Annotated in this window: 10 protein-coding genes; 7 read left to right on the top strand and 3 right to left on the bottom strand. The window is 66.3% G+C overall.

The window, feature by feature from the left end; genetic code table 11:
• Positions 1 to 11 precede the first annotated feature (11 nt).
• A complete protein-coding gene (locus tag QOC76_RS19405) occupies positions 12 to 482 on the bottom strand; it encodes a MarR family winged helix-turn-helix transcriptional regulator (RefSeq protein ID WP_526359345.1) in 471 nt (156 codons plus the stop codon).
• A 425-nt stretch (positions 483 to 907) separates the two neighbouring features.
• On the opposite strand from QOC76_RS19405, the gene QOC76_RS19400 reads away from it, so the two are divergent.
• The gene (locus QOC76_RS19400) at positions 908 to 2,017 is read left to right on the top strand and encodes an alpha/beta hydrolase (RefSeq protein WP_526359343.1); all 1,110 of its coding nucleotides are present in this window, start codon (positions 908 to 910) and stop codon (positions 2,015 to 2,017) included.
• Between the two features lie 73 nt (positions 2,018 to 2,090).
• On the opposite strand, the gene QOC76_RS19395 is transcribed toward QOC76_RS19400, so the two are convergent.
• On the bottom strand, positions 2,091 to 4,277 hold the full coding sequence (locus tag QOC76_RS19395) for an MMPL family transporter (RefSeq protein WP_526359341.1): 2,187 nt from the start codon (positions 4,275 to 4,277) through the stop codon (positions 2,091 to 2,093).
• A 156-nt stretch (positions 4,278 to 4,433) separates the two neighbouring features.
• Here QOC76_RS19395 and QOC76_RS19390 point away from each other — a divergent pair, with 156 nt between their 5' ends.
• The 6 genes from QOC76_RS19390 to QOC76_RS19365 all read left to right on the top strand — a co-directional run bounded on the left by QOC76_RS19390 (position 4,434) and on the right by QOC76_RS19365 (position 11,926).
• Positions 4,434 to 5,279: an extracellular catalytic domain type 1 short-chain-length polyhydroxyalkanoate depolymerase gene (locus tag QOC76_RS19390; RefSeq protein ID WP_526359339.1), complete on the top strand. Its 846-nt coding sequence runs from the start codon at positions 4,434 to 4,436 to the stop codon at positions 5,277 to 5,279.
• Positions 5,280 to 5,316: 37 nt separating this feature from the next.
• Positions 5,317 to 6,270, top strand: coding sequence for a DUF808 domain-containing protein (locus QOC76_RS19385; RefSeq protein ID WP_526359337.1), 954 nt, complete (start codon positions 5,317 to 5,319; stop codon positions 6,268 to 6,270).
• Positions 6,271 to 6,286: 16 nt separating this feature from the next.
• Positions 6,287 to 6,967, top strand: coding sequence for an ANTAR domain-containing protein (locus QOC76_RS19380; RefSeq protein ID WP_526359335.1), 681 nt, complete (start codon positions 6,287 to 6,289; stop codon positions 6,965 to 6,967).
• 77 nt (positions 6,968 to 7,044) lie between these two features.
• Positions 7,045 to 7,470, top strand: a complete 426-nt coding sequence (locus QOC76_RS19375; protein WP_526359333.1) for an STAS domain-containing protein — start codon at positions 7,045 to 7,047, stop codon at positions 7,468 to 7,470.
• Complete coding sequence (locus QOC76_RS19370) at positions 7,467 to 11,627, top strand: SpoIIE family protein phosphatase (protein ID WP_526359331.1); 4,161 nt, start codon at positions 7,467 to 7,469, stop codon at positions 11,625 to 11,627. The genes QOC76_RS19375 and QOC76_RS19370 overlap by 4 nt, the downstream gene beginning before the upstream one ends.
• Complete coding sequence (locus QOC76_RS19365) at positions 11,627 to 11,926, top strand: STAS domain-containing protein (RefSeq protein ID WP_526359329.1); 300 nt, start codon at positions 11,627 to 11,629, stop codon at positions 11,924 to 11,926. The genes QOC76_RS19370 and QOC76_RS19365 overlap by 1 nt, the downstream gene beginning before the upstream one ends.
• On the opposite strand, the gene QOC76_RS19360 is transcribed toward QOC76_RS19365, so the two are convergent.
• A complete protein-coding gene (locus QOC76_RS19360) occupies positions 11,923 to 12,423 on the bottom strand; it encodes a DUF302 domain-containing protein (RefSeq protein ID WP_526359327.1) in 501 nt (166 codons plus the stop codon). The genes QOC76_RS19365 and QOC76_RS19360 overlap by 4 nt on opposite strands.
• Positions 12,424 to 12,495 lie beyond the last annotated feature (72 nt).

Below are 12,495 nucleotides of genomic sequence, written 5' to 3'. Positions count from 1 at the left end.
CTCGTCGCCTCTCAATCCACCTGCAGATCGAGATCTGCGTTCCACGTCAGCCGCCGCATGATCGGCAAGGCGACCTCGGCGGCGAGCGTCAGCGCGCGCGCTTCGTCAGGGGTGAGTGTCGTCAGCAGTTCGGCGAGGCGCTCGCGCCGAACCTGCCTGCGGTCCTCCAGAGTCGTCGTGCCTGCTTCGGTGATGGCGACAAGCGCCACCCGGCCGTCCTCGGGATCGGTCAGCCGGGTGACCAACCCGTGGCGCTCCATCCGCTGGATCAGTTGGGTCATCGAAGGCTGGCTGACGCCTTCCTTCGCCGCGAGCGCGGTGAGGCGCGAAGGGCCTTCCCGGTGCAGTCTGTTGAGAACGAACCCGGCCGCCAGGCTCAGGCCCGACCGGTCGCTGAGATACCGGATTGCGAGATCTGAAGCCTGATCGAGCGTCTCCCCGATGCGGTCACACCGCTGTTCGTCGACTGGAGCGTGAGCCACATCGGATTAATATCATGTGACGTATGTACTTGCAATCGGGAGAAACCTCTTAGCCTCGGCGGTCATTATCCGCAGGGGCGGGAGTCATCGGTCTCTACAGCAACTCTACAGCTGACAGCAGTCGGACAGCCGACATTCGAGGTCGTCGGCGGCACCGCGATAGCCCACTGCAACGGGGCCTAAAATTGCATACATAGTTGTGATGATGTAACCGGGCTATTGGCTACCGTGCCCACATCGGCGCAGGCGCGACGGCGAAGTCCGGCGTCAGTTGATGTGTTCGCGTGCTCACCGACGACTCCCACCCCCGGCCACCCTGGTTAACGGGACGGCCGGTGGGTGGTTTCGGTCGGCGAAGCGTCGGGTAAATGCAGGCAGCGCTGCAGACAGTCGGCGGACACGATCCCCTTTGCGAAGGAAAGCCGATGTCGATCCACCCGACCAATGTCGTACTGGCCTCTACCAGGCTCTGTTCGTCGCTTCCCGTGATCGGTAAGCACCTCGAACCGTTTGCAGGGCTGACGGCGATGGCCCTCTATGGCGGTCACTACGCGCCCGCAGCCGTGCGCGCCGCCGTCAGGCGCCGCACCGGCTGGGGCCTCCCGTCCGATGACGCAGAGCCTGCGGTTGAGGCCGCACCGGTGGCGACGGCAGGCAGCCGAATTCCTCCGTTCGTACGGGCAAGCGCGCAGCGGCGACGCTGCCTGCACAGCAGTTCGGTCCGCTACGGCGATCACCCGGCCCAGCTTCTCGACGTCTGGCGTCGGCCCGACCTGGCGCCCGGTGCGCCGGTGCTGTTGTTCGTGCCAGGCGGAGCCTGGGTGCAGGGCACCCGCGTCCTGCAGGGCCACACCTTGTTGTCCCATCTGGTGAAGCACGGGTGGGTGTGTCTGACCATGGCCTATCGGGTGTCGCCGGTGCACCGGTGGCCACGCCATATCGCAGACGTCAATGCCGCGATCGCATGGGCGCGCGCCAACATCGGTCAGTACGGCGGGGATCCCGACTTCGTCGCGGTCGCCGGCTGCTCGGCGGGCGGCCACCTGGCTTCGCTCGCAGGCCTGACACCCGGTGACGAAAGGTTTCGCGGTGAACTCGGGGCCGACGCCGACACCTCGGTGGACGCCGTCGTCAGCATCTACGGGCGCTACGACTGGGAGGACCGGTCGACGGCAACACGCAGGAACTTCCAGGGCTTCCTGGAACGTGTCGTGGTGGGGCGCAAGCAGTCTCGCCATCCCGAGGTGTACGCCGCGGCATCGCCGATGGCGCGCATCCACGAAGACGCGCCGCCGTTCTTGCTCATTCACGGCGATCAGGACACCATCATCCCGGTGCGCGAGGCGCGTCACTTCCGCCAGGCGCTCGAAGCGACGTCGCGCAATCCCGTTGTGTACTCCGAGATCCCGCGGGCGGGTCACGGCTTCGATCTCGTCGACACCTCGCACGCGCGGCGATGCGCGGTCGAGGTGACCCGCTTCCTCGACGAGGTACGGACTCGTCATGCAGAGAGCCGTCCCGCCGCCGCGGTCTGATGCGCATCGTCGTCGTGCAACGCGCCGCCGCCAGCGGACTGATGCGGTACGCGCTGCCCCGGCTATGTGCCCGCTACCTCAAAGCCGATAGCTGATCGTCCCGGGATTCCAGTTTAGTGCCCTCGATGTCGACGTCGGGAACATACTTCGCGAACCATTTCGAGTGCGCCCACACCCTGCGGCCCAGGACGCTCATGATCGCCGGGATCAACGTGAGCCGGACGACGAAGGCGTCGAGGAACACGCCGACGGCCAGGGTCAGCCCGACCGATTTGATGATGGGATCGCCGCCGGCAAGGAATGCAACGAAGACACCGAACATGATCAGCGCCGCGGCGGTGACGACTCGCGCGGACAGCCCGACACCGCTGCGCACCGCGTCGAGTGCGTCGTCGGTCTTGGTGAGCTCCTCTTTCATCCGCGAGACGACGAAGACCTGGTAGTCACTGGACAGGCCGAAGATGATCGCCAGCACGATGATGGGCAGAAAGCTGATCGTCTCACCGGGGGTGACACCCAGAAGGGCTGCGCCCCAACCCCATTGGAAGATGGCGACCTGAACCCCCAACGCGGCGAAAACCGATAGCAGGAAACCCACGATGGAGGTGATCGGCACCAGTGCGGCGCGGAACGCGACGGTCAGCAGCACGAACGCCAGTCCGACGACCACAATCAGAAATACAGGTAGCGCCGCTGCCAGCTTGTCGGAGGTGTCGATATTGGACGCGGTCGTCCCGCCGACGAGAATCGTTGCGCCGCTGTTGCCTTCGATGGCAGCGCGGTCGCCGCGGATGCGGTTGACCAGATCTGCGGTGGCCGGGTCGTTCGGCCCGGTCGTGGGAATCACCTGAATGATCGCGCTGCCGTTCTGGCTCGCGGCCGGTATCGCGGTAACCACGCCTGGCTCGTGCTGTAGACGCGAAGCGATCTCCGCGACGGCATTAGGGTCGTTGGCCCTGACGAGGTCGGCGACCACGAGAAGCGGACCGTTGAAGCCCGGGCCCAGGTGCTGCGATGTCAGGTCGTAGGCCCTGCGCGACGTGTTGGACTCCGGTTGCGAAGCGCCGCTGGGCAATCCGAGGTGCATGCTGAAGGCGGGCAGCCCGAGCACAAACAGTGCGGCGGTACCCGCGAGCAGCAGCGGCTTCCGCATGCTCACGACGAAGCGTCCCCACCGGGCCCCCATCGTCCGGTGCGGCGTGAAGGCCGCAACCTGCGCGGTCTCCTTCGCCCGGTCGAACGGCGTCGGGATGAACTTCGCGACGCGATTTCCGGCGAAGCCGAGCAGCGCAGGTAGGAGTGTCACCGCGATCAGCAAGGCGATCAGGACCGACGCCGCGGCCGCCACGCCCATGTAGGTGAGAAACGGTATGCCGACGATGGACAGCCCGCATAGGGCGATGATCACCGTCAACGCGGCGAAGACCACCGCGCCGCCTGCGGTCCCGACCGCCAGCGCGGCCGACTCCTCCTTGGGGTTCAGCAGAAGCAGATTGTTCCGGTACCGGTTCAAGATGAACAGCGCATAGTCGATGCCGCACGACAGGCCGAGCATCAACGCGAGGGACAGCGCAGCCGACGGCATGTCGACGAGCGCCGCGACCGCGAAGATGCCGAGTGCGCCGATTCCGACGCCGATGCACGCCGTGACGATCGGAAGCCCGGCGGCGACCACAGAGCCGAAGGTGACCAGCAGTATGCCGAAGGCGACGATGATGCCGATGATCTCGGGTAGTTCGGGGACGCTCACCTTGTAGCCGGGAAACACGCTGCCCGAGTACTCCACCTGGACACCGGCCGCCTGAGCGGGCCGCATGGCGGCCTCGACCGCCTGAAGTGCCGGGTCGTCGACCTCGCCGGGTTGAGCCTTCCACTGCACCGTGCCAAGGCCCACCTGCCCATCGGAGGACACCAGCCGGGTCTGCGCCGGTCCCGCGGCGACGGCGACCTGGGGGATCGATCTCAGATTCGCGATGGACCGGTCGATGCCGGACGAGACGGCGGGATCGGTCAGCCTGGCGCCGCCCCCGGCGGCGAAGGTGATCTGCGTCTGCGCGCCGCTGAACGCGGGCAGCTTCTGCTGAAGCACCTCGACGGCCCGCTGCGACTCGGTGCCGGGAATGCTGAAGTCGTCGCTCGGTTCCCCGCCCAAACCGAGGCCGGCGGTCCCGACACCGACGAGGATCGCCAGCCACGTACCGAGCACCAGCCAACGACGGCAGAAGCTGAAGCCGCCGACCGCATACAGGTACTTCGACATCTGGTCTCCCTGGGAGTACATCTGGAATGAGCTACTTCGTGTAGCGAATGATTCCCAGGTGGGTGGACTCTTATGCGCCGAACCGACATGCGGGACTGTGAAGTTGGGCACCTGCCGTTCACGCTTTGGCCAGCTGGCCCCCTGAAGCTGACGCCCGTGCGCCTGCTGGTGGCTGTGTTTGCCGGGCTTCTGTGTTGCGGTTTCTACGACGGCGCCCGCGCGTCCGCGGTTCTCGGTGCCGACACCGCGGGCATGCTGGCGTTCGGGGGGCTGGACCGCACCTATCAGCTGCACGTGCCGGGCGGCGTGGACCATCCGGCCGGCCTGGTGATCAACCTGCACGGCGCCGGCGCGACCGGAGCGACGCAAGCCGCGGCGACGAACTACAACGCCGTGGCGGACCAATACGGATTCGTGGTGGCCTACCCGGACGGCGTCGACATGAGCTGGGCCGACGGAAGAGGCGCATCGGTGCCGGACCGTCAGGGTGTGGACGATGTCGGCTTTCTCGTCACGCTCATCGACCGGCTGTCGCGTGACTACGGCGTGCCGCCAGGCCGAGTCTTCGTGACCGGGATGTCGGCGGGCGCCTTCATGGCCAATCGGCTGGCGTGTGATCGCGCCGATGTCGTCGCCGCGATCGCTCCTGTCTCCGGCACGTTGGGCGCGGGAACGCGATGCACTCCCTCTCGTCCGGTTTCGGTGCTTGAAATCCACGGCACCTCGGATCCCGTAGTGCCGTATGCCGGTGGCGGAATGGTCGGTCGTGGGGGACCGAGCGACATCGAGCCTGCAGAAACCATGGTGAGCGGGTGGCGGAACGTGGATGGCTGCCCCGGTGCACCCGTCGAGGATGTCGGCGGCGGGATGCATCGCTTCACGTCGCGGGGTTGCGCTGACGGCACCGAAGTCGTTCTTGTCCGGATAGACGGTGGTCGGCATGTTTGGCCAGGTGATGCGTCGCACGACAGCGCTCAGTTTTTCGCCGCCCACGGCCGGTAGTGCGCACGGTAACCTGCAACGCAATGACGGAGACGCGATGAGCGCCGGTCTGTTCGGGCTCCTTGACGACGTTGCCGCGATCGCGAGGATGGCGGCCGCCTCGGTCGATGACATCGGAGCCGCGGCAGGACGTGCGACGGCCAAGGCCGCGGGTGTCGTGATCGACGACACGGCGGTCACGCCGCAATACGTCCACGGCATCGCCGCCGAGCGTGAGCTGCCGATCATCAAACGGATCGCCATCGGGTCCCTGCGCAACAAACTGCTCTTCATCCTGCCCGCTGCGCTGCTGCTCAGTCAGTTCCTGCCGTGGTCGCTCACACCGATCCTCATGCTCGGCGCGACCTACCTGTGCTACGAAGGCGCCGAGAAGGTACTGGGGGCGCTTCTCAATAGACGAGGCCACGAGGCGCACGCCGTGCCGGTCGCCGAGCAGGGCAAAGATGCCGAGAAATACATGGTGACCGGCGCGATCCGGACGGATTTCATCCTGTCGGCCGAGATCATGGTGATCGCCCTCAACGAAGTGGCCGACCAGGCGTTGCTTCCGCGGCTGATCATCCTTGTCATCGTCGCCGTGGTCATCACCGCGGTCGTGTATGGCGTGGTCGCAGGCATCGTGAAGATGGACGACCTCGGGCTGAGCCTGACCCAACGCGGGTCGGCGCTCGCGCAACGCGTCGGCCGCGGGCTGGTGGCCGGGATGCCGAAACTGCTCTCGGCACTTTCGACGATCGGCACGCTGGCGATGCTGTGGGTCGGCGGCCACATCCTCCTCGTGGGAACCGACGATCTCGGCTGGCACGCGCCGTACAGTGTCGTTCACCGCTGGGAGGAAGCCGTCGCCCACATCGGCGGCGTGGGGGGTGTGCTGGCCTGGTCGGTCAACACCGCGGTTTCTGCAGTGATCGGCTTGGCCATCGGGGCCGTCGTCGTCGGGGTCGTGCTCTTGGCGCAGCGCGTCAAAGGACGCTCGCGGCAACCGAGCTGATGGAACAATCCCACTCATGACGAAGCCGGATCCGGCCCGACGTGCAGAGCTCGAGCTGTCCGCCGCCGGTTCTCACCTGAACGTGGGCAGTTTCCGCTTCTGGTTCGTCGGACAACGATGGGAATGGTCCGACGAAGTGGCCCGGATGCACGGCTACGAACCGGGCTCCGTCGTGCCCACCACCGAGCTGCTGCTGTCCCATAAACATCCCGACGACCGACAGCACGTGCAGGACCTCCTCGATCATTTGCTGCATTTCGGCGGGTCCTTCTCGAGCAGGCACCGGTTCATCGACACCTCGGGCGGCGAGCACACCGTCATCGTGCTCGCCGACCGAATGCTCGACGACAGCGGTGCCGTGGTGGGCAGCGAGGGCTATTACATCGACCTCACCGACACGTTCAGTCAAGCCCGAAGGCAAGTACTGGACGACTCGCTGCCCGAGCTGTTCGAGGCACGGGCAGCAATCGAACAGGCCAAAGGCGCGCTGATGCTCGTCTACCGCATCAACGCCGACGCCGCGTTCGAGATCCTGCTGTGGCGCTCCCAGCAGACCAACACCAAGCTGCGCGCGCTGGCCAGTCAGGTGGTCGCCGAACTCGACACCCTGCGGTATCAGCCGGACGGTCTGCGACGCGAGTTCGACCACCTGCTGCTGACCGTGCACGACCGCGTCGGGCATTCCCGCGACCGCTAGCGGTGCGGCGAGTTCTTAGCCAATGCGCGACAAACATGCAGGTTTCGGCCACGCCTGCGCCGGTCATAAGGCTTAATGTGGAATCTGAGGTTGCGTTCGGAGGATGCGCCGACCGGCGAACGGAGGTGATCGAACGGGTGCCGCTATTGGAAGTTAAGCAAGACGTTCGCGACGCGGCTGTCATCGTCTCCGCCGGCGGCGAGATCGATTCCGGCACCGTCGACACGCTCACCACTCACCTCGATGCCGCCCTCGAGGCTGCCTCGGAGCATCCATCCAGAGTGCTCGTGCTCGAGATGGGCGATGTGACGTACTTCGGTAGTGCAGGGCTCAACGCCGTCCTCGGCTGCTTCGAGCGTGGTCTGGCCGATGGTATCTCGGTTCGCCTGGTGGCCAGCAACGCCGAAGTGATGATGCCGATCGAGGTCACCAAGCTGGACAGCGTTCTCAAGCCTTACCGAACCGTCACCGAGGCGCTCGGCAGCACTGACGGACAGCGATGACGGGGGACGCTGAAAGCGGTTTACCGTCAGCAGTTTTCGGTGCGGACCCCGATGTCGGCCGCGACCTCGCCCAGGTCGATTGGGCGGTTACGCCGCTCGGATCGCCATCGGACTGGCCGCAGAGCCTGCAGACCGCGGTCAGCATCCTGTTGTCGTCCCGGTTCCCGATGTGGATGGCATGGGGTCCGGAGCTGACCTTCTTCTGCAACGCCGCCTACCGCCGCGACACCCTGGGCCGCAAATACCCGTGGGCGCTGGGCCGACCGGCCACTGAGGTGTGGTCGGAGATCTGGGACGACATCGGTCCACGGATCGATCGCGTGCTGTCGACCGAACAGGCCACCTGGGATGTGGGGCTGCTGCTGTTCCTCGAGCGCTCCGGTTACCCGGAGGAGACATACCACACGTTTTCCTACAGCCCGCTGCGCGACGATCACGGACAGGTCGTCGGCATGCTGTGCGTCGTCAGTGAGGACACGCACCAGGTCATCGGTGAGCGACGGATGGCGACACTGCGGCTTCTGGGTTCAGACCCTTCCGTGCTGCGCACGGAAGAAGAAAGCCTGGGCTTTCACCACCGTCAGCTCGACAAGAATCTGCGCGACCTTCCGTTCACGCTGACCTACCTCTTCGACGAGGGAGGTGACGCGCGTCTGGCCGGAACGAGCGGGATCGCCGCAGGGCATCCGGCTGCTCCCACTGTGCTACCAGCCGACGGCAACGCCATCTGGCCGGTGCAGCAGGCCGCCCGCGGCGAATCGGTGCTGATCGAACTCGATGGTGCTCCCTATTCGGACCTGCCGACCGGAGATTGGTCCGAGCCACCGCTGAAGGCAATGGTTGTTCCGTTGATGGAGCAGGGCGGCGCATCTCGCGGGTTCCTGGTAGCCGCGCTGAACCGGTATCGCCCCCTGAACGAGAAGAACACGGGCTTCGTGAGGCTCGCCGCGGCGCACATCTCCGCGGGAATCGGCAGCGCCCGCAGCTACCGAACGCAGCAGCGACGGGCCGAGGAGCTCACCGAGCTCGATCGCGCCAAGACGACCTTTTTTTCCAATATCAGCCACGAGTTCCGCACCCCGCTGACATTGATTCTCGATCCCATTGCCGAGCTGCGCGGCCGGTCCAGCGGTTTGGACGACCAGACGCGCGAGGACCTGGACATCGTCTGGCGCAACGGGTTACGGCTCACCAAGCTGGTGAACACGTTGCTGGATTTTTCCCGCATCGAGGCGGGCCGCACCCAGGCGCACTACGAGCCGGTGGATCTCGCGGCCGTCACAGCCGAGTTGGCCAGCATCTTCCGGTCTGCTGTCGATCGCGCCGGGCTGCGGTTCACCATCGACTGTCCTGCGCTCGACGAACCCGTCTACGTCGATCGCGACATGTGGGAAAAGGTCGTCCTCAACCTGTTGTCCAACGCGCTGAAGTTCACCTTCGACGGGTCCATCTCCGTGCGGGTGTACCGCGAGGGCAGCGACGCCGTCGTCGCCGTGGCCGACACCGGAATCGGTGTGGCCGCCGAGGAGATGCCTCGGCTATTCGAACGATTTCATCGCATCGAGTCCGCGCACGCGCGTTCCGATGAAGGCAGCGGTATCGGTCTGGCGTTGGTGCAGGAGTTGGTCAATCTGCACGGCGGCACCATCACGGCGGAGAGCACCGAGGATGCAGGCACCACATTTGAGATCCGTCTGCGTTTCGGCGCCGACCACCTGCCAGCCGACGCCGTCACCTCGACCACAGGAACGCGGGCGGGTTCCGGGCTCGCCGAACCGTACGTCCAGGAGGCGCTGCGGTGGATGCCCGGCGATGCCGCCGCCGAGAACACCCAAGTCGTGGTCGAACTGCTTCCAGACACCACCGTCGTTCATGCCCCGGAGGCCGCGCCGACGGCTCACGTGCTGATCGCCGACGACAACGCCGATATGCGCGAATACCTGGGACGCCTGCTGACCGGCGAAGGCTACCGCGTCGAAGCGGTCACCGACGGCCGGCATGCGTTGGAGGCAGTCCGCGCCGACATGCCCGACCTGGTCGTCAGCGACGTGATGATGCCCCGGCTGGACGGGCTGGAGCTGGTGGCCGCGCTGCGGTCCGATCCGCGCACCGCGGCGGTGCCCGTGCTGCTGCTGTCCGCGCGCGCCGGGGAGGAGGCGTCGATCGAAGGGCTGCAGGCCGGCGCCGACGACTACCTCGTCAAGCCGTTCGCAGCCGCCGAACTGCTGGCCCGCGTGCGTGGGATCATCGAACTGGCGCGGTTGCGCAATCACCACGCACGTTGGCGCACGGCTCTCGTCGACTCGTTGCAAGAGGCGTTCTTCGTCACTGATGAGCAGGGCGCGGTGATCGAGATCAACGCCGCGTTCAGCGACATCATGGGGTACGGCTCGGATCCGCTGCCTTACCGGCCTCCCTTCCCGTGGTGGCCGTCGGCCGACGCGGATCCAGAGGCGCGCAGGCAGATCGAAGCGGCGTTCGCCCAACTGGTGAACGACGAGCACGGCACATTCACGGTTCCGGTCAACCACCGCGACGGACACCGGCTCTGGGTGACGGTCAACTTCAACCACGCCGACGATCCGGATACCGGACGCCGCCTCACGGTCGGCACGTTCCGCGACGTCACCGCCGAGCACTACACCGTGCAACGCGAGAGCGCGCTGGCCTCGCTCAACCAGCACCTCGCCCAGGCCGACACCCTCGACGACGCTGTGCGTGCGGCAGCCGAAGAACTGCGAAACGTGTGGCGCGCCCACCGCGTCTCGGCCGTCACCTTGTCGCCCGACAGCGCCGAAACCGGTGCGCCGCAGTTCATGTGCGTCGGTGAGCCGACGCAGTGGTCTTATCTGCCGCCGCGTACGCAACAGATGGTCAGGTCGCTGGCCGATGGTGATCTGCTCACACCCGACACATCGCAGCCTGGAATGGCAGGCGTCGCGCTACAACATCCCCGCGGTGTCCTCGTGCTGCACATCGAGTTGGCCGAACGACGACTCTTCACGTCCGAAGACCACACGCTGCTCACGGTGCTCGCGGGCCGACTCGGCCAGGGACTGCAGCGGGTGCATCAACTCGACCAGCAGCGGGAGACGGCACTGGCGCTGCAGAACGCAATCCTCGGTCCGGCGAACCTGCCCACCGGATTCGCCGTGCGCTACCAACCAGCCACCCGTCCGCTTCAGGTCGGCGGTGACTGGTACGACGTCGTCGACCTCGACGACGGCCGCATCGCGCTCATCGTCGGCGACTGCGTCGGGCACGGCCTGGCCGCGGCGACTGTCATGGGACAGCTGCGAAGTGCTTGTCGCGCATTGCTTTTGGAGAATGCCAGCCCGAGCGCCGCACTGGCGGCGATGGACCAGTTCGCCGCACGGCTGCCGGGCGCGCGATGCACCACCGCATTCTGCGCGGTGCTCAGCCCCGACACCGGTGAGCTGGTGTACTCCAGCGCAGGCCATCCGCCCCCCATCATGGTGCTGGCCGACGGAACCACGCGATTTCTCGACGGTGCGCGCGCCACGCCGCTCGGGCTGTCCTTCGACCGGTCTCGGCCCGAACAACGCGAAACCGTGCCGCCGCGGGCGACGCTGATGCTCTACACCGACGGTCTGGTCGAGCGGCGCAGGGAGTCGCTGGACACCGGTATCGCCCGCGCCGTGGACCTCGTTGCGGAGAATCGCGCAAGCGCGCTGGACGACCTCGCCATGCAGGTGATGACGCGGCTGGCACCCGGCGGTGGCTATCAGGACGACGTCGCCCTGCTGCTGTACCGCCAGCCCGCCCCTCTCGAGGTGGATTTTCCCGCCGAAGCAAGCCATCTCGCCCCCACCAGAGCTGCGCTCAAAGGATGGCTGACCCGAACCGGCATGGATGACGATCAAACGCTGAAGGTGCTGATCGCCACCGGGGAGGCGCTCGCCAACGCGATCGAGCACGGGCACCGCCTACCCACCGAGGGCAACATCAGCCTGCGTGCGATCGCGCTCGCCGATCGGGTGCATGTCACCGTCGTCGACGCCGGCTCGTGGAAGCCGCCGGTGGCCGCCGCCCACCGCGGCCGTGGCATCGCGCTCATGCGGGCCCTCATGCAGGACGTCACCATCCAGCAGCGCGCCACGGGCACCACGGTGCACATGCACACCCGGATCGCGTGATGGCCACGCCGCTGAGCATCGCGACCGACCGCCGCGACGACGGGACGGTCGTGGTGACCGCGACGGGGGAGATCGATATGAGCAACGTCGATTCGTTCGCCGGAGCCCTGTCGACGGTGAAGACCGACGGCGAGGCGACGACGGTCGACCTCAGCGGTGTGGAGTATCTGGACAGCGGCGCCATCAACGTGTTGTTCGCCCACGCAGAGGGCATGCGCCTGATCGCCAACCCAATCCTGTTGCCGGTGCTGACGATCAGTGGTCTCGCCGACGTGGCAACTGTCGAACGCGCCGACTAGCCCGTCACCGACGCGGCCAGCGCCGCGAGTTTGGCGTCCAGATTCAGTGCCGCAGTGCGAAGCGGTTCGTTGGGTTCGACGACCATCAGCGACGACGGCACCACATAGGACAGGCCGCTCGTGCCGTCCTCTTCGTCGGTGATCAGGAGTTCAACGGGCGCAAAGAGTCCCGCGGTCACATCGTGTCGCAGCATCGTGACCGCGATCAGCGGGTTGCCGAGCAGGACACGGAGCACCTTCCTGTCGATGCCGGCTTTCTCGAGCCATGAGCCGTGGTCGATCAAGGCGAAGAGCATGAAGCCGCTGGGTCCGGCGTGGGATTGCACCTCTCGCTCGTATGACTCCCAGCTGTCGGATCCGGCCGCGACGTCGTTGATCGGCACGGGTTCGTCACCGATGTCGGCGAGTAGCGCGGTGACCAGTTCGTGGTAGCTCTTGGCGCTGTCGTATCGCAGCCGCACCCCTCGAAACGGCCTCTCGATGGCAGTGGTGGTCATCAAACCTCCCGCGAACGTTCCGTACCGATCGAAAATCCTGCAGATCTTCGACGGGTAACGAACGTTCGGCGG

Origin of the sequence: Mycobacterium sp. (assembly GCF_032159565.1) — a bacterium.
In the GTDB taxonomy this organism is placed as follows: domain Bacteria; phylum Actinomycetota; class Actinomycetes; order Mycobacteriales; family Mycobacteriaceae; genus Mycobacterium.
Note: the sequence above shows the minus strand (reverse complement) of the source record. Positions and strands in the feature narration are given on the sequence as shown.

Coding starts and splice junctions, on each gene's coding strand:
- QOC76_RS19400 (WP_526359343.1), top strand. CDS start 908: ATGTCGATCCACCCGACCAATGTCGTACTGGCCTCTACCAGGCTCTGT.
- QOC76_RS19395 (WP_526359341.1), bottom strand. CDS start 4,277: ATGTCGAAGTACCTGTATGCGGTCGGCGGCTTCAGCTTCTGCCGTCGT.
- QOC76_RS19385 (WP_526359337.1), top strand. CDS start 5,317: ATGAGCGCCGGTCTGTTCGGGCTCCTTGACGACGTTGCCGCGATCGCG.
- QOC76_RS19380 (WP_526359335.1), top strand. CDS start 6,287: ATGACGAAGCCGGATCCGGCCCGACGTGCAGAGCTCGAGCTGTCCGCC.
- QOC76_RS19370 (WP_526359331.1), top strand. CDS start 7,467: ATGACGGGGGACGCTGAAAGCGGTTTACCGTCAGCAGTTTTCGGTGCG.
- QOC76_RS19365 (WP_526359329.1), top strand. CDS start 11,627: ATGGCCACGCCGCTGAGCATCGCGACCGACCGCCGCGACGACGGGACG.
- QOC76_RS19360 (WP_526359327.1), bottom strand. CDS start 12,423: ATGACCACCACTGCCATCGAGAGGCCGTTTCGAGGGGTGCGGCTGCGA.